Source organism: Thermosynechococcus sp. GLH187, assembly GCF_031583395.1.
In the GTDB taxonomy this organism is placed as follows: domain Bacteria; phylum Cyanobacteriota; class Cyanobacteriia; order Thermosynechococcales; family Thermosynechococcaceae; genus Thermosynechococcus.
Map to the genome: position 1 here is coordinate 75,167 of NZ_CP134175.1, position 23,838 is coordinate 99,004.

At 53.9% G+C, this 23,838-nt stretch carries 22 protein-coding genes, 1 tRNA gene and 1 riboswitch; of the genes, 9 read left to right on the forward strand and 14 right to left on the reverse strand.

Going from position 1 to position 23,838, the window contains the following annotated elements; genetic code table 11:
- Positions 1–10 precede the first annotated feature (10 nt).
- Positions 11–862 (reverse strand): hypothetical protein, encoded by an 852-nt coding sequence (locus RHI63_RS00365; protein ID WP_310800315.1) that lies wholly within the window; start codon positions 860–862, stop codon positions 11–13.
- 73 nt (positions 863–935) lie between these two features.
- Here RHI63_RS00365 and RHI63_RS00370 point away from each other — a divergent pair, with 73 nt between their 5' ends.
- Positions 936–1,952, forward strand: coding sequence for an alpha/beta fold hydrolase (locus RHI63_RS00370; protein ID WP_310821692.1), 1,017 nt, complete (start codon positions 936–938; stop codon positions 1,950–1,952).
- 15 nt (positions 1,953–1,967) lie between these two features.
- Here the strand turns inward: RHI63_RS00370 and RHI63_RS00375 are convergent.
- The 3 genes from RHI63_RS00375 to RHI63_RS00385 all read right to left on the reverse strand — a co-directional run bounded on the left by RHI63_RS00375 (position 1,968) and on the right by RHI63_RS00385 (position 4,282).
- A tRNA-Cys gene (locus RHI63_RS00375) sits at positions 1,968–2,039 on the reverse strand.
- A gap of 59 nt (positions 2,040–2,098) precedes the next feature.
- A complete protein-coding gene (gene sir / locus RHI63_RS00380; RefSeq protein WP_206200585.1) occupies positions 2,099–4,003 on the reverse strand; it encodes a sulfite reductase, ferredoxin dependent in 1,905 nt (634 codons plus the stop codon).
- Positions 4,004–4,111: 108 nt separating this feature from the next.
- Positions 4,112–4,282, reverse strand: coding sequence for a hypothetical protein (locus tag RHI63_RS00385; RefSeq protein WP_190278128.1), 171 nt, complete (start codon positions 4,280–4,282; stop codon positions 4,112–4,114).
- Between the two features lie 158 nt (positions 4,283–4,440).
- Between RHI63_RS00385 and zds the strand changes: the two genes are divergently transcribed.
- Together zds and RHI63_RS00395 are read left to right on the forward strand one after the other, a co-directional pair.
- A complete protein-coding gene (gene zds / locus RHI63_RS00390) occupies positions 4,441–5,880 on the forward strand; it encodes a 9,9'-di-cis-zeta-carotene desaturase (protein ID WP_310821694.1) in 1,440 nt (479 codons plus the stop codon).
- Positions 5,877–6,326, forward strand: a complete 450-nt coding sequence (locus RHI63_RS00395) for an SRPBCC family protein (RefSeq protein ID WP_206200587.1) — start codon at positions 5,877–5,879, stop codon at positions 6,324–6,326. The genes zds and RHI63_RS00395 overlap by 4 nt, the downstream gene beginning before the upstream one ends.
- 7 nt (positions 6,327–6,333) lie before the next feature.
- Here the strand turns inward: RHI63_RS00395 and RHI63_RS00400 are convergent, their stop codons facing one another.
- From RHI63_RS00400 to RHI63_RS00410, 3 genes are all read right to left on the reverse strand, one after another.
- Positions 6,334–7,326: an inorganic phosphate transporter gene (locus RHI63_RS00400; protein ID WP_302676949.1), complete on the reverse strand. Its 993-nt coding sequence runs from the start codon at positions 7,324–7,326 to the stop codon at positions 6,334–6,336.
- A 3-nt stretch (positions 7,327–7,329) separates the two neighbouring features.
- On the reverse strand, positions 7,330–8,712 hold the full coding sequence (thiC, locus tag RHI63_RS00405; RefSeq protein ID WP_302679175.1) for a phosphomethylpyrimidine synthase: 1,383 nt from the start codon (positions 8,710–8,712) through the stop codon (positions 7,330–7,332).
- Between the two features lie 10 nt (positions 8,713–8,722).
- A riboswitch (TPP riboswitch) is annotated at positions 8,723–8,821 on the reverse strand.
- Between the two features lie 42 nt (positions 8,822–8,863).
- Positions 8,864–9,799, reverse strand: coding sequence for a septal ring lytic transglycosylase RlpA family protein (locus RHI63_RS00410; RefSeq protein WP_304941100.1), 936 nt, complete (start codon positions 9,797–9,799; stop codon positions 8,864–8,866).
- Positions 9,800–10,318: 519 nt separating this feature from the next.
- Here RHI63_RS00410 and RHI63_RS00415 point away from each other — a divergent pair.
- From RHI63_RS00415 to RHI63_RS00440, 6 genes are read left to right on the forward strand one after another with little or no spacing between them, the layout of a single operon-like run.
- Positions 10,319–12,124: a DUF2339 domain-containing protein gene (locus RHI63_RS00415; RefSeq protein ID WP_310821695.1), complete on the forward strand. Its 1,806-nt coding sequence runs from the start codon at positions 10,319–10,321 to the stop codon at positions 12,122–12,124.
- Complete coding sequence (pdxH, locus tag RHI63_RS00420; RefSeq protein WP_206200590.1) at positions 12,121–12,756, forward strand: pyridoxamine 5'-phosphate oxidase; 636 nt, start codon at positions 12,121–12,123, stop codon at positions 12,754–12,756. Before RHI63_RS00415 ends, pdxH begins: the two co-directional genes overlap by 4 nt.
- A 35-nt stretch (positions 12,757–12,791) precedes the next feature.
- Entirely contained in the window at positions 12,792–13,097 is a 306-nt protein-coding gene (locus RHI63_RS00425; protein ID WP_310743536.1) for an urease subunit beta, read from the forward strand.
- 33 nt (positions 13,098–13,130) lie between these two features.
- Positions 13,131–13,886 (forward strand): HEAT repeat domain-containing protein, encoded by a 756-nt coding sequence (locus tag RHI63_RS00430; RefSeq protein ID WP_206200591.1) that lies wholly within the window; start codon positions 13,131–13,133, stop codon positions 13,884–13,886.
- A gap of 14 nt (positions 13,887–13,900) precedes the next feature.
- Entirely contained in the window at positions 13,901–14,698 is a 798-nt protein-coding gene (locus RHI63_RS00435) for an ABC transporter ATP-binding protein (RefSeq protein WP_206200592.1), read from the forward strand.
- A gap of 30 nt (positions 14,699–14,728) precedes the next feature.
- The gene (locus RHI63_RS00440) at positions 14,729–15,892 is read left to right on the forward strand and encodes a glycosyltransferase family 4 protein (RefSeq protein ID WP_302678555.1); all 1,164 of its coding nucleotides are present in this window, start codon (positions 14,729–14,731) and stop codon (positions 15,890–15,892) included.
- 6 nt (positions 15,893–15,898) lie between these two features.
- Here the strand turns inward: RHI63_RS00440 and prmA are convergent, their stop codons facing one another.
- From prmA to RHI63_RS00475, 7 genes are all read right to left on the reverse strand, one after another.
- Complete coding sequence (prmA, locus tag RHI63_RS00445) at positions 15,899–16,798, reverse strand: 50S ribosomal protein L11 methyltransferase (RefSeq protein ID WP_206200594.1); 900 nt, start codon at positions 16,796–16,798, stop codon at positions 15,899–15,901.
- 8 nt (positions 16,799–16,806) lie between these two features.
- Positions 16,807–18,390, reverse strand: coding sequence for a phosphoglycerate dehydrogenase (serA, locus tag RHI63_RS00450; protein ID WP_206200595.1), 1,584 nt, complete (start codon positions 18,388–18,390; stop codon positions 16,807–16,809).
- Positions 18,391–18,535: 145 nt separating this feature from the next.
- A complete protein-coding gene (locus tag RHI63_RS00455) occupies positions 18,536–19,435 on the reverse strand; it encodes a J domain-containing protein (protein WP_206200596.1) in 900 nt (299 codons plus the stop codon).
- Positions 19,436–19,467: 32 nt separating this feature from the next.
- The gene (locus RHI63_RS00460) at positions 19,468–21,381 is read right to left on the reverse strand and encodes an RAMP superfamily CRISPR-associated protein (protein ID WP_310743191.1); all 1,914 of its coding nucleotides are present in this window, start codon (positions 21,379–21,381) and stop codon (positions 19,468–19,470) included.
- Positions 21,382–21,393: 12 nt separating this feature from the next.
- Positions 21,394–21,783 carry a hypothetical protein gene (locus tag RHI63_RS00465; protein ID WP_310744672.1) on the reverse strand — a complete coding sequence of 130 codons (390 nt, stop codon included), beginning with the start codon at positions 21,781–21,783 and terminating at the stop codon, positions 21,394–21,396.
- A gap of 2 nt (positions 21,784–21,785) precedes the next feature.
- Positions 21,786–22,583, reverse strand: a complete 798-nt coding sequence (gene cmr4 / locus RHI63_RS00470) for a type III-B CRISPR module RAMP protein Cmr4 (RefSeq protein ID WP_310821696.1) — start codon at positions 22,581–22,583, stop codon at positions 21,786–21,788.
- Between the two features lie 72 nt (positions 22,584–22,655).
- On the reverse strand, positions 22,656–23,762 hold the full coding sequence (locus RHI63_RS00475; RefSeq protein ID WP_310821697.1) for a type III-B CRISPR module-associated Cmr3 family protein: 1,107 nt from the start codon (positions 23,760–23,762) through the stop codon (positions 22,656–22,658).
- Between the last annotated feature and the right edge of the window lie 76 nt (positions 23,763–23,838).

The window sequence follows — 23,838 nt, forward strand, 5'->3', positions numbered from 1 at the left end:
GCCCCTTTTTTTAAAAACTTTGGCCAACAGTGAGGGAGCGCACTTCCCCTTGACGCCGTAGCACCGCCCGCTGATTTTGAATCTGTACCAGTTGCCAGCCGTCGTTGCCAATTGTATCGCCCACACTCAAGCGCAGTGTTTGGCCATTGCTTTGAAAAAGAGCCACTGAGCGATCGCCCAGTTCGAGGATGCCAACTAAGGTATGTTGGGGGGGCGCCGGTGTAGGGGCAGGGGGTACCGGTGTGGCTGCCGGCGTAGGAGCTGTCACCGTTGGTAAATTGGGCAGGGTCACCGTTGGCGCGCTGGGGGCTTGGTAGACGGGAACGTAAATGCGTTCAACCGTCGGGGTGGGGGTTGAGGGGGTGGGAACCGAATTGCTGGCGATCGCTGGCGATGCAGGGGTTGGGGGGGCGGCCCGTTGGCTGAGCAGCTGAAGGGAGGTTTGCAGATACTCAGCGAAGGCAATGTCCGCAGGGCTGGTGGTTGTGGTCACCGTAGCGTCAGGGGCAACTGCAACTGGTTGGCGATTCAGACTGATCCAAAGGCCAACTCCTAGGACAAAGGAGGCAATGCCAACCCCCATCAAAAAGCGATCGCCCCAAGAAAAGGTCTGCTCTGGTTCCGATCGGTGCAGCCAGCGAGAAGGTTCCGCCGGTGGTGGGGGCGGAGGAGGAGTTGTCGCTTCAAAGGGGACGAGGAGGGAAGGTTCCGGTTCTAAAACCGCTGCTAGGGATTCTGGCTCATTGAGGTCGGCCTCCACAGCGGCAAAGACTTCATCCAGCAAGCGGTTGGCTTGGACATCTGTCAGACAGGTTTCCATGGTATAGGGGTCTGTCCTCTGCGGATCATCGCTCCGTGTCATCACCCATGCCTCACAATAATCACCAAAAACGCCCAACCTTGCCTATTTCTTTTACGATGGATGACTAAATTCTATGCAATCCCTCTCCTATTGGCCACCACTGCCGCTGCACTCTGGCGTGATCCACACGGTCTTTACTGCCTATGTCCAACGCTGGGGGTGCCTCTACCCTTGGCAACCGCAAACCAGCCATGTTTTCCATGGGGCGGCGGGCGTGCCCCTGTACGGTGAGGGGTATCGGCTTGGCCAAGCACGCGGAACCATCATTGCCACCTACGGCATTACGGGTGATCTCAAGAATCAATGGTACTTGCATACCCTTGCCCATTGGGCGATCGCCCGCCGCTTTGATGTGGTGCTCTTCGACTGGCGTGCCCATGGCCGCAGTGCTGAACTTTCTCCGGCGTTGACCAGTGATGGGCTTTACGAAGGCCAAGACTTTGTCGCGATCGCCCAACAGTGCCAAGAACTGGGCTATAGGCCGCCCTACTGGTTTGTTGGCTATTCCTTGGGGGGGCAGTTAGCCCTTTGGGGGGCGTGGTATGCCCAACAGCAAGGGACAAAAGAGATTGGGGGGGCGGCTGTGATTTGCCCCAACCTTGACTCCAACCGCTCCCTTGCCCACCTCGGCACGACTTTTTGGGGACGGCAATTTGAACGCGCCATCAGCCGTCAACTCCAACACTTAGCTCGCCACCTGCATCGCCTTCATCCTCAAATCTTTGATCTCAACACCGTTGCCCAGATTGACACCATTGCCGGTTTTGATGCCGCCCTCGTCATTGACCGCCTTGGCTTTGGCAGTGTGGCCGAGTATTACGCTGCCAGCAGTCCCTTGCCGCTGCTGCCGCAACTGACAATACCCCTATGGATTCTCTATGCCGCCGATGATCCCCTATTTGATCCCAATCTGGTGCCAGAACTCCTAGCCATTGCCGAGGCCAACCCTGCCCTCACCCTGCTGATGACAGAGCAAGGGGGTCACGTGGGCTTTACCAGCGATCGCAAGTGTCAACGCCTCTGGAGCGATCCCGACTACTGCTGGGGGATTCATCGGCTCTTGGATTGGCTAGGGCAGCAACCTAGATAACCTACGAAAGTATAAAGGCGGCACCCGGATTCGAACCGGGGGATAAAGGTTTTGCAGACCTCTGCCTTACCACTTGGCTATGCCGCCCTATTTGGCAATTTCCCATTATAGCCGATAGCGCTCTTCCCATCCTTGATTGTTTTAGCTTACTGACCAGATTGCTCAAGGTAACGCTGGATGGCTTCACGGGTCACTGCCGCCAGAGACATGCCCTTGGCCGCTGCTAATTCCTTAAGCTGCTGGTATTGATCGGCACGCACATCCACGCGGTAGCGCTTTGTCGCGGTAGCTGGAATATAGGTAGCGGCAAATTCCCGCAAGGCAGCCAAGCCGACGCGGTGGCAAAAGTCCCCAAAGGATTCGCCCTTGTGCCGGCGATCGCGATAAAAAACTAGCAATGGCTCTAGGGCTGTTTCCAGTTCGGCAATCGGTAACCGCTCAATATAGACCTCTGCTAAGCGGGTTTGATCGGGACTCCCCCCCAACCAAGTCTGATAGGCGCCGGGGACAATGCCAACAAAGCCCAATTCCGCCAAGTAGGGGCGGGCACAGCCATTGGGGCACCCCGTCATCCGAATCACAAAGTGCTCTTCTTGGAGTCCCAGCCGATCCATGAGGCGACGAATCCGCTCCAGTACCCCCGGAATTGCCCGTTCCGACTCGGTAATGGCCAAGCCACAGGTAGGCAACGCCGGGCAGGCCATGCTATAGCGTTCGAGGGGATCAATGGCATTGACATCACGCACCCCGTGCTGCTCAAGGATGTGCTGAATTGCATCCTGTTGATCGGGAGAAACATCACACAGGAGCAGATTTTGGTGAGGCGTGACCCGCAGGGGGAGCTGAAAGTCTTGGACGATTTTCTTGAGGGCCGACTTGAGTTTGAAGTTCCCCTGATCAAGGATGCGGCCATTGGCAATGGAGAGGCCATAGAAGAATTTGCCATCTCCTTGGGGGTGCCAGCCCAAAAAGTCCTGATAGCGCCACGGCGGCAGCGGGCGAAAGGGTTCGAGGGGTTTGCCAAAGTATTCTTCCACCTTGGCCTTGAATTTTTCGACTCCCCAATCGTGGATCAGGTATTTCAAACGGGCGTGGCGCCGATTATAGCGATCGCCATAGTCCCGCTGGGTGGCCACGATCGCCTTCACCGCCTCATAGACATCTGCCGCTCGGACAAAGCCAATTTCATCAGCCATGCGGGCAAAGGTTTCTTCTTTGTTGTGGGTGCGCCCCAAACCACCACCAGCATAGATATTGAAGCCCTCAAGATGGCCTTGGGCATCTGTAATCACCACCAGTGTCAAATCTTGGGAGAAGAGATCTACGGAGTTATCCCCCGGCACCGTGACACAGCACTTAAATTTGCGGGGCATATAGTGATCGCCGTAGATCGGCTCTTCGTTATTGGGAAAGATCGTGCCATTGCCATTGCGCTGCCGTGCCGCCTTGACATCGGGGTGCTCTTCGGCGGAGATCACCTTTTCACCATCGAGCCAAATCTCGTAGTAGGCACCGGTTTGTGGGGTCAGCAGATCGGCAATGCGGTGGGCATACTCATAGGCAAGGGCATATTCCGGGCGATCGCGAAAGGGGGCGGGTGGCGCCATGACATTGCGGTTCAAATCACCGCAGGCGCCCAATGTGGATCCCATGCTGCGAATAATGGCTGCGATCGCTGCTTTCAGATTCTTCTTGAGAATGCCGTGCAACTGGAATCCTTGCCGCGTTGTTGCCCGCAGGGTGTGGTTGCCATACTCATCCGCCAAGCGATCCAAGGTTAAATAGAGCTGCGGCGGAATATACCCTCCTGGACTGCGGGTACGCAGCATGAACTGGTAGTCTTTCTCCTGACCCTTGACGCGGTTATCGCGGTTGTCCTGCTGATAGGAGCCGTGGAACTTGAGGATCTGCACCCCCTCTTCGCTAAAACGATTCGTTGGTTCTAGCAGTTCTGTGGCTAGGGGTTCCCGCAGATGTTGGCTTTGTTCCTTGAGAGCCTCAATTTTTGAGCGTTTCAGGGCAGCATCAGCAGAGGGGGGCGAAGCAACCATAGTGTTCTTTTTTCCAGCAGGTGAAAGTAACTAAAATGACGACAGCCAAAAGTCCCTAATCTTGATCGGGAAAGTGAGCTATCTCATTTTAGCGAACCTGTGGAACGATTAACAGGAGGGTTCTTCCTTGGAGGCACAGTCCTTTTGCCAGCAGCGTTCGAGGTAAGCATCGTAATACTGCCGCCAGAACCGTTTGGGATTGAGGGTAAAGCCCGGACTAAATAGCCGTTGGTTCAAATACTGCCAGAGGGGAAAGGCGAGGACACGACGCGTAGCCATAAGCACACCGTGAGCGTGAGCGATTCAAAAACTTCAACTTACCTTGATCATAGACGAGGGTTCTGGGGGGCAAGGGTCTCTGCCAAGTTTCTTAACGCGCGAGAAACCGTCCGAGGGGCGGAAAATGTTAAAATCTGTAAAGTTTTCTGGGATCACCGATGCGGGTTGTCATTGTTGGTGCAGGATTAGCCGGCTTAGCCGCCGCAGTGGATTTGGTGGATGCCGGTCACAGTGTTGAAATCTATGAATCCCGTCCCTTTGTGGGGGGCAAAGTCAGCAGTTGGCAAGATGCCGATGGAAACCACATTGAGATGGGGCTGCATGTCTTCTTTTACAACTACGCCAATCTCTTCGAACTGATGACCAAGGTGGGGGCGATCGCCAACCTACTACCTAAGGAACATACCCACACCTTTATTAATCGCGGTGGTCAGGTGGGAGAACTGGATTTTCGCTTTCCCTTGGGTGCCCCCTTCAACGGTCTCAAGGCCTTCTTTACCACCAATCAACTCTCTGCTGCCGATAAATTCTTTAATGCCATTGCCCTTGGCACCAGTCCTGTGGTGCGGGGTCTGGTGGATTATGAAGGGGCAATGCGCCAAATTCGCGCCTTAGATCGGGTCAGTTTTGCGGAGTGGTTTCGCCGCCATGGCGGTTCAGAAAACAGTCTCAAGCGCCTTTGGAATCCCATTTCCTATGCCCTTGGCTTCATTGATACCGAGCAGATGTCCGCTCGCTGTATGCTGACGATCTTTATGATGTTTGCCGCCAAAACCACTGCCTCACGGCTCAATATGCTCAAGGGATCACCGGCAGAATACCTGCTCAAACCCTTGGTGAACTACATTGAAGCGCGGGGGGCTAAGATTCATCTGCGGCGACGGGTGAAGGAAATTCGCTTTCGCGGCGAGGATCCGAGCACTTGGCAGGTGGAAGGGTTGGTGATTCCCCTAGGCGAAAAACTAGAAACAGTTACAGCGGATGCCTATCTGTGTGCCTGTGATGTGCCGGGGATTCAGCGCCTGATTCCGGCGGCGTGGCGATCGCACCCAACCTTTGACAACATCTTTAAGCTCGAGGCCGTGCCTGTGGCCACGGTACAACTGCGATTTGATGGCTGGGTTACGGAACTGCAAGACCCCAGTAAGCAAAAACAGGTGGCGGCAACGGGTATTGATAACCTGCTCTACACTGCCGATGCTGACTTTTCCTGCTTTGCGGATCTGGCCCTCACTAGTCCAGCGGACTACTATCGCGAAGGTCAAGGCTCCTTACTGCAAGTGGTGCTTACTCCCGGTGATCCCTTCATCAAAGCCAGCAATGAAGAAATTGCCCAACATGTGCTGCGCCAAGTCCATGAACTTTTCCCCTCGTCGCGCCATCTGAACATGACATGGTACAGTGTCGTCAAATTAGCGCAGTCCCTCTATCGCGAAGCCCCCGGCATGGATCCCTATCGTCCGCCCCAAAAAACACCCGTTCCTAACTTTTACTTGGCGGGCAGCTATACGCAGCAGGACTACATTGACAGCATGGAGGGCGCGACAATGTCCGGACGACAAGCCGCCCAAGCGATTTTGGCAGGAGGTCATGGATGAGTTGGTTAGAGCATACGGTTCAGATTGAAGTGGCAGCCGATGTCGATCGCGTCTGGGCACTGTGGTCGGATCTGGAGAAAATGCCCCTGTGGATGAAGTGGATTGAATCTGTGGTCATCACTGAAGAAGACCCTACCCTATCGCGCTGGACATTGACCACGGGCAACTGGCACTTTAGCTGGCGATCGCGCATTTGCCGCCAAGTGAAGCACCAAATGATTCAGTGGGAGTCCGTGGATGGGCTGCCCAATCGGGGTGCAATTCGCTTTTACGATCGCCATGGCAGCACCATTGTGAAGCTGTCGGTGTCCTATGCCATTCCGGGAATTTTGGGACAAATGATGGATCGCCTTTTCCTTGGCCGCGTAGTTGAAAGTACATTGCAAGCAGATCTCGAACGCTTTCGTGAATATGCCCAACAAATGCAGCCCACACAGGTTTCCTGAGGTTGACTCAAAGTTGGGATAGACCAAAAGAGATCGCGATCGCCAGCAGGGCTGCACCGGGAAACGTGAGTACCCATGCCATGAAAATTTGCGCCCACACTTGCCAGTTCACTTCCCCTTGATGGCGATAGCCAGCACCCGTAATCGCACCCACCACGACTTGTGTCGTACTGACGGGAAAGCCCACCAGACTTGCGGCTCCCACAGTCAAGGCGGCACTGAGATTCGCTAAGCAGCCACTCACAGGGTCAAGGGGTGTAATTTTCTCCCCCGTAGTGCGGATAATGCGTTCGCCGCCGCCATAGGTACCGATCGCGATCGCCAAGGCACAGGCAGCCATCACCCAGAAGGGCACACCCGCCTCCGGTGACAGTTGTCCCCAACTCACAAGGGCAAGGGTGATCACCCCCATTGTTTTCTGGGCATCGTTGGCACCGTGGGCAACGGCCATCAATGTTCCGGAGAGAATCTGCAACCGTTGCCAGTGCTCTGGGGGGAGTTCTCCTTGCCATTGCAACCACTTTTCGACTAGGGTCATCAAACCAAGGCCGATGGCGATCGCCACCAAGGGGGACACGACCATGGGAATCACCACCGCCTCAACAATCCCCTGCCAATAGATGATTTGTGGTGACACTTGAAAGAGGGCTGCCCCCACCAAGCCACCAATGAGGGCATGGGAAGAACTACTGGGTAAACCCCAATACCAAGTGAGCAAATTCCAGCCCATCGCGCCGAGGAGTGCGGCACTAATCACGCCAAACCAATGGGCACCCAAGGCACTGCTGTTGAGAATGCCGGCTTCAATTGTTAGCGCCACCCGCGTACTCAAGAAGGCACCACCAAAATTAGCCGCAGCAGCAAGGATGAGCGCCGATCGCAGGGAAAGGGCACGGGTGGCCACCACCGTTGCAATGGCATTGGCGGCATCATGGAAGCCATTGGTGACATCAAAAAGGAGGGCGATCGCAATCAACCCCCCCTTGAAATCAATGGCCATGCCCTAGGCAGAGGCACTCACTTGATCTTTGTCCTTGGCGAGGAATTTCTCCAGTTCGGCAAGGGCGTCGGCATCTACCTTCGTTTGCATGGGGCAGAACTTCGGCCCGCACATGGAGCAAAACTCAGCCGTTTTATAGATATCTGCCGGTAGGGTTTCGTCGTGGTATTCCCGTGCCCGATCCGGATCGAGAGCCAGTTCAAATTGGCGGTTCCAGTCAAAGTTATACCGTGCCCGCGACAGTTCATCATCGCGATCGCGCGCCCCCGGACGATGACGGGCAATATCCGCTGCGTGAGCCGCAATTTTGTAGGCAATCAAGCCATTGCGCACATCTTCAGCATTGGGTAAGCCAAGGTGCTCTTTGGGGGTCACATAGCAAAGCATGGCCGTGCCGTACCAACCCGCCATCGCCGCGCCAATGGCACTGGTAATGTGGTCATAGCCGGGGGCAATATCCGTGACCAAGGGCCCAAGGACATAGAAAGGAGCCTCAGAGCATTCTTCCATCTGCTTGCGCACATTGAATTCAATTTGATCCATGGGCACGTGGCCGGGGCCTTCCACCATCACTTGGACATCGTGTTCCCAAGCCTTGCGGGTGAGTTGACCGAGGGTTTTCAATTCCGCCAATTGAGCTTCATCAGAGGCATCATGGAGACACCCTGGCCGCAGCGAGTCCCCGAGGGAGAAGGAAACATCGTATTTTTTGAAGATCTCAATAATGTCGCGGAAGTGGGTGTAGAGGGGATTTTGTTTGTGGTGATACAGCATCCACTTGGCGAGAATGCCGCCGCCGCGCGACACAATTCCAGTGATGCGGTTTTTCACCAAAGGCAGATATTCAATGAGAATCCCCGCATGGATCGTCATGTAGTCCACCCCCTGCTGGGCGTGCTTTTCAATCACATGCAGAAAGTCATCGGGGGTAAGCCGCTCAACGCTACCGTGGACGCTTTCAAGGGCTTGATAGACGGGCACCGTTCCAATGGGCACGGGTGAGGCATTAATAATGGCGGTGCGAATGGCATCCAAATCCCCCCCACCCGTGGACAGATCCATCACCGTGTCGGCGCCGTATTTAATCGCTAGCCGTAGCTTTTCGAGTTCCTCCTCTAGACTGGAGGAGTTGGGAGAGGCACCAATGTTGGCATTGACTTTGCACTTGGCAGCAATCCCGATCGCCATCGGCTCGAGGTTGGGGTGATTGATATTGGCGGGAATAATCATCCGCCCACGGGCGACCTCATCGCGAATCAATTCCGCAGGTAGGTTTTCCCGCCGCGCCACATAGTGCATTTCTTCGGTGATAATCCCTTGGCGGGCATAATGCATTTGGGTAACATTGTCATGCCCTTTGCGGGCAGCAATCCATTCGCTACGCACCATTGATAGAATCCTCTCTAGACAGCTTCCCTGCGCCAGCATGATCTGGTTCAGGTTCTAAGGGTTTGCTCTCAGCCTGCTCTGACCGCAGACACCCCTAGCATGTCGTTCATTCTATCACTTTGCTTTTGGGGGGTGGGGATCAGTCTAATCAGTCTAAAACGTCAATGCGCACAGACCCGACACCGACACCAATGAGGCCAATGGCAGCCGCAGCCCCCCGCGAGAGGTCAATTTCCCGTCCCCCCGTAAAAGGCCCGCGATCGTTAATGCGCACCACTACTGAGCGGCCATTCTGGAGATTTGTCACCCGTACCCGTGTCCCAAAGGGCAGTGTGCGATGAGCCGCCGTCAGGGCGTCCTGATCAAATCGCTCGCCATTGGCAGTGCGGGCACCATGGAAGCCGGGGCCATACCACGAGGCAATACCCGTCAACTGCATCCGAATCGGTCCCATGGCCACAACGGTATTTGGTCTACCCTCTACGCTGGTTAGGGCAGGGGCATTCCCCAGTTGGCGGCGGATCAGGTTAGCAATGCGCAGGGCGTTTTCATCATTGCGTTGTGAACTATTGGGAAGCGTGACTTGATGGTTCAGAGTCAGGAGAGGTTCTTTGTCGGCGTAGATGCGGTATTGCTGTTGTTGGGCATCCCAACCCACGCGCACAAGGTTGGCATCAAAGCCCTGTTCGTGGAGCTGATTGAGGCGAGCGGTGAGAATGGTTGCCTGTTGGGCTGCTTCTGAGAGGGTGGTTTGCTCTGGTATCCCGGCGCCGTTGGCGGCAGCGACTTTGACGCCCTCTGTAGCTGCTACCCGTTGACCCAAGAAGGTGAGTACGGGAATCCCCCGCAAATAGACGGTTACGGCTTCGCGGCCTTGCTGTTGGTGACGATGCAGACTGGCGATCGCCCGCGTTGCTGTTGGGGTCGTGGATTGACGTTCCCCCACTTTGGTGGCAACGACAGCGGAAGAGGGGGCTGAACCTGACTCTATGGCTGGTGTGGTTGTGGTTGCACGGCTACTGGAAAGGATTCCCAACACAGCCAACGTGCTTGTTGTCAGACCCACATAAAGCGTTTTTTTCATAGGCGTCCGTTAAAAAGGGCATCCATACGGCTGGACAGTAGGGCACCAACATCACACAGGGGTTACCCCTACTGGTGCCGTGTTCGCTCTCATCGCGGAACTGTTTCAACCTACCACGAAGGCCTAGAATCAAGCATCAGGGGCATTTTGTTCATGGTAAACATTTTGAAAAAGAATAAAAAAGCGCTGAAGGCGGTGAAACCTACGCAGACTGGCATATTAACGGAATTTACAGTTGACGAAAGAAAATAAGAAAATTTTATAAACTTTTAACAAATCGTTTTTAATTTCTGAAGATTTCTGTGACTCAGATCACCAAAAATAAAAATTTATCTAAAAGAGAAAATTTGCTTTTTGCGACCTTTTCTGTGTGCCATAGGACGATTTCTCACCCAATTTTGTTTCCCGTTTTACCCCTTTTGGGATGCGCCTCTAGCCACTTCATAAAGTGCATTGCCCAAGGAATGGCTCTCTCCTCTAGCGCATAAAACGGGGATATAGTCCGTAGGGAGCCGAACCATGGAAGATAGGGATGACTTGCGGCGTCGTCTTGAAAACTTAGAAGCCGCTGTGGCTGCCCTGCAGCGATCGCTCGAGATTCTGCAAAGAGCCATTCTCCGTGAAGACCTCTCCTCTTCTGGAGTTCCAGAACCTGCAACACCATCAACGCCACCTGAGGAACCGACGGCGATCGCTCCTGCCCCTGCGACTGAATTACAACCCCCAGCGCCTGAATCTCCAGCGGTGCCACCGTTACGCCCAGTGAGGCCTTCCCAAGCTGACTGGCTACAAAATTGGGAACTGTGGCTCAACCGTCTCGGCATCGGCCTGCTGCTGTTGGGGATTGGCTTCCTCTTTCGGTACGCCGTTGAATTGGGCTGGATTACCGATGCAGTTCTTGTGGCCATGGGCTTTATCATCGGTACAGTGCTGATGGGGTTGGGCTGGCGGTTGCAGCAGCGAGCCATCTTTAGCCAGTTTTTGCAGGGGGGCGGTCTGGCGACCTATTACCTGACGATCTTTGCGGCCTATCAGTTTTTGACCGTCATGCCTTGGGGTGTGGCCTTCCCGTTGATGGTGTTAGTGACCCTAGGAGCATTTTTCATCTCGTTGCGCCAAAATCGAGCCATTTTTGCGGTGATTGGCGTGGTTGGCGGCTTAGCAACCCCTTTGCTGCTCTACAACACAGAGATGAGTCGTCCCTTGGCCTTGGCCAGTTATACCTTTTTAATTCTCTTGGGCAGTTGGGCAATTTACGCAGTGAAGGGCTGGCGATCGCTCCTGCTGTCAGCTTTTTGGTTGGGATGGCTGATGTTAACGGTGTCTATTACTGCTCAACGGCTTGATCGGGTCGTGGCATTACAGATCATTCTGGCGTTGACTTGGCTGGGCTTTACGGTATTACCCCCTTGGTATCAGGGACGCGATCGCGACAGGGCAGGGGAGCTGTATCGCCCTCAGGAGACCTCCCCACCGCCCTATGGTCAGACGATCGCCCTCTTTAATCCGCTGATTGCTTTGGGCTTAAGTGCCTTCCTCTGGGATTGGTCGGCAACGCTAACGGGTCGGGTCTTGATCCTATTTGGCGGCCTTTACCTAGTGACTAGTGTACTGTGGCAACGCATTCCCCAACCTTGGCGCTGGGTCTATAGCTTGACGGGACTCGTGCTCATTGCCCTTGGCATTGTTGTTCGTTACTACAGCAATCGCTTTATCCTCGCACCGCTGGCGATCGAGGGGCTGATTTTGCATTATTTGAGCCAACACTATGCCTCGCGCACCCTGCGGGTTATTGCCCATCTTTGGTGGGGACTGCTCGGCCTTGGTTTTGTTGGGCAACTGCTGTTTACTGCCGCCGATCGCCCCCCGCTGTTGAATCTGGCTTTTTTCTCCCATTTGGTGGTGCTTGGCGCCGCAGCAGTCAGTATCCGTTTTTTGCCCCCACCCACCCGCCCCCTCTACTGGATATTGGGCTATGGGGTGACGATGATCTGGATGCAGCACGAACTGGCGCCCTTTGGTACGGGGGCAGCCACCCTTGTCTGGGGACTCTTTGGCGTCGGACTGCTGATCTATGGGTTGCGACGGGACACCTCAGCGGTGCGCACGGTGGCTCTAATCACGCTGATCATTACTTTGGTGCGGCTTTTCTTCGTTGATCTCATCCATCTTGCGCCGGTGTGGCGAGTACTCCTATTTATGGGGTTTGGTTTGATTTTTTTGCTGCTGAGCTATTTTTTCCGCGCCCTGTGGCGGCGATCGCCCGTGGAATCCTCTAGGATCAGTGAAGAAACCCCAACAAATGAGTCCGAAGAAACCCCATGACCCGCATTGCTGATCTGCGCCGTGATTACCGTCGTCAACGTCTCCTCGAAAGTGAGGCGGCTGAGGATGCGATCGAACAGTTTCGCCTCTGGTTTACGGATGCGGTCAACGCTGAATTACCGGAACCCAATGCGATGACGCTGGCCACCGTTGGCCTCGATGGCATGCCTGCTGCACGACTGGTCTTGCTCAAAGATGTGGACGATCGCGGGTTTGTCTTTTTTACGAACTATCGCAGTCGCAAAGGTCTAGAATTAGCCGCCCATCCCAAGGCTGCCCTTGTCTTTTGGTGGGCAGAGCTAGAACGGCAGGTGCGCATTGAAGGCACTGTTGAGCAAATTAGTGCAGCGGAGTCCGATGCCTACTTCCAGAGTCGTCCTTTGGGTAGCCGTTGGGGGGCATGGGCATCCCAGCAGAGTGAGGTTTTAGAATCCTACGCCGATTTGGAAGCCCGCCTTGCGGAAGTGGAAGCCCGCTATGGCGAAAATGTCCCTCGGCCAGAGCATTGGGGGGGCTATCGCGTTCTACCGACCCTGATTGAATTTTGGCAAGGGCGACCCAATCGCCTCCACGATCGCCTGTGCTATCGGCGCCAAGGAGACCACTGGCAGCGGGTGCGCCTCTACCCCTAGGATAGGGATATCTTTAGAGATTGGCTGAGATGCCCATGATTGCCGGTGAACTTATCCCCGCAGAGGGAACCATTGAACTCAATGCTGGCCGGCTAACGGTGACGTTAACGGTGGCCAATACGGGCGATCGCCTAATTCAGGGGGGATCTCACTACCACTTTTACGAAGTCAATCCAGCCCTCCAATTTGATCGTGAACAGGCACGAGGAATGCGCTTAGATATTGCCGCTGGCACCGCCATTCGTTTTGAGCCGGGGGATGAGCGGGTGGTGCAACTGGTGGCCTTTGGTGGCAGTCGCCAAATCTATGGCTTTCGCGGCGAAGTCAACGGTGCGCTCTAGTCGGGATTCCAAGCATCCTGTAGATTAAACAGTATGGATGACAATGATTTCCCCCTTCTCGACACTTCGGAAGATGCACTAGCGGCGCTGCCGAGTGAGGAGAGCGATCGCCCCGATCCCGAAGCCATGTTGCCTCTGCTGACCTCCGCCGATGTGACGGAGCGGATGTTGGCGGCTCGCGCCTTTTGCGAATTGCAGGATGAACGCGCCACACCCTATCTCATTAATCTCCTGCAAGAACCCTGTCCCCTTGTCCGTGTCAGTGCCGCCTATGCCCTTGGCCGTAACCCCAGTTTGGCAGCGGTGGATGCCCTCATTCAGCAATTGGAGCGGGACTGGAATGGCTATGTCCGCAAAGGCATTGTTTGGGCGCTGGGTAACTGTGGCGTCCGCTTTCCCCTGCCAGAAATTTATCGGCGCACCCTTGATCCCTTGATTCGTGCCCTGCAAACGGATATTTCTGCCGTGCGTCTCTGGGCGGCGAGTTCCTTGGGTCAGGTGGCAGAAGCTAGTGAAGAGGCGGCGACGGTTGCCATTCCTGCCCTTGCCCTTGCCTTGGCTCAGGATGCAATTGCCGCTGTGCGCAGTAACTGTGCTTGGGCCTTAGGTCATGCCTGCCGCAAAATTCCCCTTGGGCCTCTTTACACCCAAGCGATTGATCAACTCATTGCCGCTCTCCAAGACAGTGATATGGGGGTTCAAGAAGATGCCAAGGCGGCTCTTTTTAAGTTAGGAGATGCCCGCGGCCTGCAAGCGATCGCAGACCTTCAAGTAGAAGCCTTTAGCTAGGAGAGGCTGACACGATGGCCGAACCATTGGTGGAATTACGCGGTGTCTGCAAAGCCTTTGGCCATCAGCAGGTGCTGAATGATGTGGATTTGGCCATCTATCCCGATGATGCCTTAGTGATTTTGGGGCCTTCGGGAACCGGTAAGTCAACCCTTTTGCGGATTATTGCTGGCTTAGTCGCTCCCGATAAAGGCGAAGTGTATGTTGCAGGAGAACGCCGTCAAGGATTACGGCAAGAAGGTCTCTGTCGGATGCGGATGAGCATGGTCTTTCAGCAATCTGCCCTTTTTGACTCCCTCACGGTTGCTGAGAATGTCGGCTTTTACCTGTACCAGCATACGCGTTTGCCGGAGGCACGCATTCGCGAAATTGTCAGTGAAAAACTAGCGATGGTCGGCCTCGCTGGCATGGAAGACCTCTACCCAGCGCAGTTGTCTGGGGGGATGCGCAAGCGAGTCAGCTTTGCCCGCGCCATTGTGGATAATCCCGAAGATCCCAATGACAACCCCTACCTGCTGCTTTACGATGAGCCAACGGCAGGGCTAGATCCCATTGCCTCAACAGTGATTGAGGATTTGATTCGCGAATTACGGGAGAAGACGGGGCATGCCTACGTTGTCGTTACCCACCAAAACAGTACCATTGAGCGCACGGGCGATCGCCTGATTCTCCTCTATCAAGGGCGCATTTGCTGGCAGGGCACCCATGCCGAAGCCCGCACGACCGATAATCCCTACCTGCGGCAGTTTCTCAGCGGCGATGTCAATGGCCCCATTCGGATCATTGATCAAGTGGGTACCGCTGCTCTATAAATAACGTAATAAATCAAGGAATCAATAATCGTGGCTTTACACATCGCATGGCTTGGCAAAAAATCTCCCCCCTGCGGCAATGTCACCTATAGTCGTGAAATTACCAATGGGCTATTGGATCGCGGGTACCAAGTGAGCTTTCTGCATTTTGCCCAAGAGGATGAACAGGAAGCTGAGAACGAAGGGGAGATGCCAGATGTGACGCTCCCTTGCCTGTATAAATCGCAAGTCTATACCCTGCCCTCCCTGCGAGCCAACAAAGTTCTGGTTGAGTCCCTTAAAAAACTCAAACCCGATATTGTCCACGCCTCATTGACCCTCTCCCCCCTCGATTTCTTTCTGCCCGACATTTGTGAAGAGTTAAACATTCCCTTGGTTGCCACGTTTCATCCTGCCTACAGCGAAAAGTATCGTACCCTAACGACGGGCACCGCCTTGATGACTTACCAACTGTATGCCCCCTTTTTGGCTCGCTATGACCGCGTGATTGTCTTTTCCCAATCGCAAAAGGAACTACTGATTCGTCTTGGGGTTGGTGCTGAGACGCTGCGGGTGATTCCCAATGGCGTCGATACGCGAAAATATACACCGGGACCTTCTACGACCAAAGAGGACTTTAAGGCACGCTACCTCTATATCTATCAAGGCCGGATGGCTATTGAGAAGAATGTTGAAGCGCTGCTGCGCTCTTGGTGTGCAGCGGAAATGCCGGCGGATTGTAAGTTGCTAATGGTGGGTGGCGGTGCCCTGATGCCCTCCTTGATGGCCAATTATGGTCCAGATCAAAATATTCTCTGGCTTGGCTCGATCGTTAATGATCAAGAGCGGCTACAAATTTTACGCGGCTGTGATGTGTTCATTTTGCCCTCGCAAATTGAGGGGTTATCCCTGTCGCTCCTAGAGGCAATGGCCTGTGGCTTGGCCTGCTTGGCTACCGATGTGGGTGCCGATGGTGAAGTGCTCACTGGGGCAGGCATTGTCTTGAATCCCCAGTATGTGAAAACCCAGTTGCAAACGCTGCTGCCCATTTTTTATCAACACCCGGAAATGATTCGCCTCCTAGGGGACAAAGCCCGCAAACGGGTGCTGGAGCACTATAGCCTCAGTCACAACTTGGATCGCCTAGAGGCCTGCTACCAAGAACTAATGGCTTCGTATTCTTTGGCGCGCCCGGCGGCCAAGGTGAAAAGCTAGCTCCCTCTAGTCTGGCAAACGCTCAAAGCGAGCATTGAGACAACACCATTCGTGCCGTCGCCAGACACTGCCCAAGCTCCAGCCCTGTTGTTCCAGTTGCGCCGCTACGCGATCCGCTTGATCCAAAAGAATGCCACTAAAGATGCCCCAGCCCTTGGGTTTCACAATTGCTGGCAAGTGGGGCAGAATCTCGATAATCACGGGTGCCAAAATGTTGCAGACAAGGCCATCCACCAGTTCGAGGACTTGTTCCCAACTCCCTTGCTTGACAATCAACTGGTCGGCTCTGATGCCATTGAGTTCAGCATTGCGTTGAGTCGCAGTCACCGCCAGATCCGAGGTGTCCACGGCATAGGCTTTGTTTGCCCCTAGCAAGAGGCTGGCGATCGCCAGAATGCCGCTACCACAGCCAATATCAGCCATCACCGTGGGTGGCAGCGGCTCAAAGGTTTGATCCAATTGCATCTCTAGAGCCTCAAGGCAAAGCTGCGTGGTTTCATGGGTGCCGGTGCCAAAGGCCATGCCAGGATCCAGTTTGATCACCAAGCGGGTGTTGTCAAGGGGTGGGGTTTCCCAAGCCGGACAAATCAGCAGGCGATCGCCCACCGGTATTGGATGCCAATAGGCTTGCCAACTATGGGCCCAATCCTGTTCATTCACCAACTGCCAGTGGAGTTTTGGCGAGAGGTAGCCCTGCGCCACCACATCTTGCTCAATCCAAACCCCTAGGGCAGCAATGTCCAGTAGGGTCACCTGCTGCTGCGGCACATAGCCTTGGATCAACACCCGCCCCTGCTGTTGCTGGGTTGCCGTACCTTGACAGCCAAAGGATTGAAGGCGCCAATAGACCAGCTCTTCCGCCTCAGCTTGACAAGTGACGGTAATTTCCCACCAACGCTGTACCACAACCGTGCCTACAGATTCACGATATAGGCATCACGAATACCGGGGACTTTCAAGATTTCCTCCAAGAGGCCTTCGGGTAGGGGATCGTCCAAGCTAATCACCATCACCGCGTTACCGCGTACCATCTTGCGTCCCACTTGCATACTGGCAATGTTGACATTAAAGCTCCCTAACTGGGTGCCAATTTTACCAATAATGCCTGGCATATCGCGGTGTAGCGTCAGCAACATATAACGGGTTGGCGCCACACTAATGGGAAAGTCATCAATACTGGTGATGCGCAATTCACTGTGAGCCAGCAAGGCACCAGACACCGAGCGGGTTTCCGAGGGGCTTTTAGCAATCAACGCTAGGGATCCCGCATAGTCACGCTGTGATTCATCGCGGGTTTCGACCACGCGAATTCCCCGTTCTTTAGCTTCTAACCCAGCATTCACGTAGTTCACCCGTTCCCGCAGCGCTGGTGAGAGTAGCCCCTTCAAAGCGGCAATCACAATCGGTTGACTGTCATTGGTGGCCAATTCCCCTTGCAAACGGACTTCCAGAGACTCGACCCGACCACCCGCCAATTGCCCCACAAGATTACCAAGAGTTTCCGCCAACTGCATGTAGGGCGCCAGTTTCTCAAGAACCTCCGGACGCAGACCCGGAATATTTACCGCCGATCGCGCCGGCAACCCTAGGAGCACATCGCGAATCTGCTCGGCAACATCAATGGCCACATTCACCTGTGCTTCTTCCGTGGAAGCCCCTAGGTGGGGAGTCAAGATGGCTTCCATCCCCAAGGCACGCAGCGGAGACTCCGCCTCAAGGGGTTCAGTTTCAAAGACATCGAGGGCAGCCCCCGCCAGCTTACCCGTCTTGAGCGCCTCCACAAGCGCTGCCTCATCAATAATGCCCCCCCGCGCACAGTTAATGATGCGGGCTGTGGGCTTCATCTTGGCAATGGTTTTGGCGTTAATCAGATGCTGCGTTTCTGGGGTCTTCGGCAAGTGCAGCGTAATAAAGTCGGATTCCGCAAAGAGAACATCCAACTCCACGAGGCGGCAGCCCAGTTGTTCGGCGCGTTCCGTAGATAGATAGGGATCGTAAGCAAGAAGCTTCATGCCCATAGCACGGGCAACGGTGGCCACGTGGGAGCCGATTTTTCCTAGGCCAATAATGCCCAAGGTTTTCTTATAAATCTCTACGCCCGTAAAGCGTTTGCGATCCCATTGACCTGCTTTCACCGCAGCATTCGCATCGGGAATATGACGGGCAAGGGAGAGCATCATCGCCAAGGTGTGCTCCGCAGCAGCAATGGTGTTGCCCTCTGGGGAGTTGACCACCATGATCCCTTTACGGGTGGCCGCAGGCACATCGATGTTATCTACACCAACCCCTGCCCGACCAATAATCTTCAGTTGGTTGGCGGCCTCAATGACCTCCTTTGTGACCTTGGTTCCCGATCGAATCATCAGGGCATCGTACTCGGGAATGATTTTGATCAGTTCTGCCTCTGAGAGGCCAAGTTTGACATCGACTTGTGCCACTTGGGCAAGTAAATCAAGCCCCACCTGTTCAATGGGATCGGAAACCAGAACTTTGGGCATAGGTAAACACTAGGTATAATGCCAGAACAGTTATGCTATCACATTTTATTTCGCTAAGGGTAGGGGTAGAATGCGTTTCAGCAAAACTCTTCCTAATAGGGGGGCGATCGTTCCTCCCTTCCTGTTTTTCTTGGTTGCGCTCAGATTAGAATGGCTCACCCAGAAAGAGTTGCGACAGCAGTAGAACCACACCCGCTGCTGCAGCAATCTCTACACCGGCTGCAACTGTGCGCGCCCACTGCTCATCATCCTCTTTTTCTTTGATGGCCAAGAGCAGGAAAAACTGATCTTCATCACTTAAATTTTGAACAAAGGATTCTGAAAGCATTTCCAAGGGTAGAGTTTTGAAATAGTCAATCTGACGACGAATGTAACTAGATTGCTCCTGTAATCGTCGTTCTTTTTTCTGCGCAGCAGCGGCCTTTGCTGCTTCAGTTTCCTTTTTAATCTCACAAATAATTTTATATTTTCGGGGACTCACTGTTTTTGTCAGCATTGCCCCCAAGGTTCCCCAAAAGCAGAAGAAAGCCCACAGGTATCCCAGAAAGCCCAAAAGACCGCCTACACTCCCTACCAATAGGCCAACCAACAAGAGAATCCCCCCCTGAATAACGTTGCCCCATTTGGTTGCTGGATCGACTGTATCCAAATCGTCAATCTTGAGGCCGTGGCAAGCTAGCTTTTGCCGCTGTTGTTGGTCAATAGCATTGATTGATTGCTGATACTGCCGTTGAATGGCCTGCCGCTCTGTCTCCAGTTTCCGAGCTACGGCTTCCATACGAGCGGGATCGAAAATGGAGCGGGCAGTTCTAACATCTGTTGCTGGTTGGGTAGGTGGGGGCGGGCGATCGCCCTGCTCCATGAGGTAGGCATAGGCTTCGTTGATTTGCTTGAAGTGCTCCTCGACGATTTGCCGCGCCTTTTTGGGGGTCTCAGGAGGCAGTTTATCAGGGTGGCACTCTTGGCAGAGGCGGCGATAGGCTGCTTTGATCTGCTCTTTGGAAGCACCCGGCTGCAAGCCAAGAATGTCGTAGTAGTCGGTCATGGCTTCTTAGGTATTTATTCAAGCTCAAAAGGTCAAGAAGATTTGAAAGGAAATAGTTGCAAACATCTTCCAGACGTATTCAAGTGTTTCAGAAACTTGAGTCGTGGATTTTTGGTGACCCCAAAAATCGTAATAACTTGATAGTTCTCTAAGTCAGCCACCCAAACTGGCGAGGGTTTGCCAGTGGAACCACAGAGATTTTTGTCGTAGTTACCATTTACCTTAAGGCTAGGGTCATGAAGAAGGGCAAGGCCGTAGGGCTTTTCTCCGCTGGGATCACCACTGCAAACGACGATACGGCAGTTTGCATCAATTGCTTCTGCCCATTGGTCGGTAGTAACAGTGCCAATGGATAATGGTTGAGTCGGGTTGATTGGGTGATTACTAAGCTGCCCTAAAGCTTCATAAAACCTTTGAAGTCGCTGTTGAAAAATTTCTTTGAATTCCTTGGCACTGCTGGGGAGTTCCCAAAAGGGAGCCTCGTCTTCAGGAATCAGATTAGAACCACGCCACCAGGGTGCTTGGTTACGGGTTTTACGAGAGTAGCAAGGGCGACGTGCCCCTTGACCAATGCCACCCAAGTGAAACATGAGCCACATCAAGTTGCTTGCCAGCTCTTTTAGCGTTTCTTTGTGGGCATCAGGAACTTCAGAAGAAAAGTCTAATACCAGTGTCCCCTGTTCTTCTCCATAGGGATCGTTTTTACCTTCCTCATTAGGGCGTGCCTCAGGTTGGGTCACCCTCCCATTAATCACCCGTACCCGCAGGTAGCCATGTTTGGGTTGCGGCTGAATTGCGCCAAAAATCATTCCCTCAAGGCGTTGGACTTCTGCTGGGGGCAACACCCCCCGCGCAAAGGCACGAAACCAGTACCGTAGCATTGACTTGAAGGCTGTGGCTCGCACCTCGGCCTCTGGTTGTCCCCGCATTTGCCATTGTTGATTTCTATCATTCCATCTCCATCCAGTAAATTCTTGGCGACCGTGGATGAGTTGGCCTTGAACAGTAAAATCCACACTAAAGAAGCCACGCCCCACCTGTTTTTGGGGTTCGACTAAAACGCCGTAGCCTGCATTCACTTGCGAACCAATCCCTTGGGTTAGGCCACGAATCAACCACTCCTTGACCTGATGGAGCATTTCAGGAGAACAGTGCTTTGTGGGCTTGATACCAATGAGAAACGAGGTTTCCCGCAGTGAAAAGAAAACGTTCGGATTGGCAGAGTACTTGAGGTCGCCATTATTCCATGACCAAAGGTTGTTGGCCATGTCCACTGCTAGCCCCCCATTCTTCTGTTTAGGCAAGGGGTAGGCATCGAGGAAAATAATTTTGCCAGCTTTTTCGCTAGAGTCGCTGCTCTCAAGATGGCCAAAGTAAGACTGGCCGACCAGTTTATCCGCTTCAGCCCAAGGTACGCCTTCGTTTTGCATCACCTCCCGAATGGCTTGGGCACGAGCAACGCCCCGCAAGGTACTGGAGGGAATATAGGGAATGCCTAGGTTATCAAAGGCAGGCAGAAGGATACTTTCAGGACCACGGTGGCCACCAACACGGATGCGCCATGGGCAGGTGACTGCAAAACAATTGTTTTTGCCGGCAATTTGGCGAGTGCGCTCTGTTAAGACCTGCAAACGTTGGCGATAGTCACCCTGCTCTGCCACTGTCATTAGTTCCACTTTCGTACCATCTTTGGCGGGGCTAGCGGGCGATCGCATCCAGCGCAGATACTCGACAAACCCTGCACTTCGATGGGGGGTGGGATTTGGATCAAGGGGATGTTCGAGCCATGGGGGGGGTGGAGTGTTCCCACTGTTCCCGCCCTTTTGGGAACCACCACTATTGCCTCTGCCACCTTTACCACTACCGCTATTGCCAGCGTTTCTTGAATTGGGACGCTGTGTTGCTTTATGAGTTTGAGGTCGCTGTAATGCAGGGTTATTTGTCATGTTGTACTCCTCCTAGTCTGCATTGCCGATGTCAACGTAAAGGGCGGTTGTCCAGAAGCTAAATTCACGGGCAATTTGTAACCCTAAGCCGGTTAAGCCAAGGTAGGATTCTGTGTCAAGTTTCTTGAGGGTCTCCAAGCCTTTGTCATCCGCCAAATTCTGAACATGCGCTGTTTCTTCAAGGGCACGGAAAAAAGCTTTGACAACCTCCTTCTTCCCCTCTTGACTGAGAGCGGCTTCCTCCGCTTTTAGGCGCATCAGTCCCCAAGTGGCCAAGTAGGTGTAGAGTTCAACGGCTTGGCTTTTTTGCTCCCGCAGCCGAGTGTCGTCTTTTGTATCATTCCGCAGTTTACTCAAGGCTTCATAGACTGGCTGTGCCATTGTGCGTGGATCAAAGGCCATAGCTAACTCCCAAGGGTTACAAGTTGGACAAAGCCGCGACCAAGGCTTTCTTGACCACCAATTTGGAGAATTGGGTGGCTATCGAAAACATCCCGCAGATCGCTTTCCACTTTTTCTGCGGCGCCATTGAGTTGGGCAACCGTCCCCCACGGGAAGTACATCAATGTATCGGGGGGAATGGCTTCCTCGTAGCGAAAACCGCCTTCAACGGTTTTGTGTTGATCGAGTTTCACCTTGACCTGTCGCCACAGGCTGGTTTCAATGAGGGTTTTGCAGTGCTGATCGGGTAGAACCAAGACCTGTTGAATTTGGGTTTGCTCGCGGATCGGAATCCACTCTTGCCATTCCTCCCAAGACTTGAGCTGATCGTCTTTGAGAATCGCGTCCTTGAGATAAACAGGTTTGCTGGTGTCTAAACTGGTGCTGTAGGCAGCGACTGTTCCTGAGGACTGACCAGTGAGGCGTTGCCAACGATGCAGCAGCATGGGGCAGCTAATCCAGATCACGCCATGGCTGAGGGAGGGAACCGGTACCCACAGGAGTGAACCATCGCCGACCCACACTTGCCCTTGGGTAAGGTTGGTGTTTTCGCCGCCCATGACATCTTCAATGGTGTTGCCCCAAAGGCGGTTGCGGTCTTTGTGGGGGGTACTGGCACGCAAGCGACCCCGAATCGTGCTGGAGGGAATGTAGGGCAACTCTGTGTGGGACTCCCGCGCAATGCCGAGAAGGTTGCCCTCTTGGGTGGTGCCACCCGTGTGGAGGGGGGAGAGAAGGTAGAGGTAGGCAAGGTTAAACATTGTTGATCATCCAGTCTCTTTGAGGTCAACGTGTATCGGTGCTCACCTATTTATCCATTCGTATTCGGGTGGTTATGCAGTGCCCCAGAGCAATTGGCCGTAGTGAAGTTTTTCAAAGGTGGTGCGAGCTTTGGGGGCTACACCGCCGAGGAGTTGTTGGGGCTGGGGAGAGGGAGGCTGAGCAAAGCGATAGATAGTTCCCGGCCTGACATAGGCACGCTGTGCGGAATAGCCCAATTGGGGTTGCCCATTGCGACGGGTAAAGGTACTGAGACCACCAGCTAAAAGGGGGCGATCGCCCACCACACCAATCAGATGCTCTTGCCAATCATGGGGATACAGTCCATAAACAGGTGCGTCAGCCACCACGGGCGCCAAGCCGGGAGTCAGCACGTAGGCTAGGGTTTCTTGACCGGTGCCTTGAAACCGCTCTAGGTCTGCAAAGGGAGGTTTCTTTAGGGCATGCACCTGGGCTTGATGACCCTCACCCCCAATGCGCACGACTCCCTCTAGATTGGCAACACTGATGCCGGCCACAAAGCCCCAGCCCAGATGCATCCGGTTGGCCACTTCCGTAAAGTAGCCGGCTTCGTCCTCCACATTGCGACTTTCGGTTTGCATTTTGATGTGGGGGAGGACTTGGGTTGACCACGGCAAATCATGGAAGTGCTCTTTGGCGTTGAGCTGATCCAGCTTTCCTTGGAGATAGAGGACAAGAGCATCCAAGCGCATCAGGGGAGCCGGTCGGCCTTGGGCTTGCTCATTCTCCCTGAGGGTCGGTTCCACAATAGGGCGTAACTTTCCCGGCAACGGATGGCGGACATCTTTCCAAGCAGGGTCGTCGGTGGCAGTGGGTTGAGTGCGGGCAAAGCCCTTGACTTTACTGAGGTCGGCACGATCATTGATGTCGACTTCCTCGTTGCTTTTGTTGCCAATGCACACCAAATCCTTGGGCGTGTCTACCCAGACTTGGTTTTTGGCATCAATGAGGAAAGGCCCAAGAAACTCCAGATTTTGCGCGTAGGAGTCACACAGAGAGCGTAAGGCTTGAAAGACCGTAATTGGCAGGGGCGGAAAGAGACTTTTTGCCCAAGAGCCTTCTCCCGGTTGAAAGGGTCGGGAGTCACGAAAAAGGAGGACATCTAGGGGATCTAGACGATACCAACTTAATTCAGTCATGATAATCAACCTCATGTGTCTTTCGTTATCCTTGAAGCAGAATAGTTTTGCCCAAATGAGTTTTAGAACTCTCTGC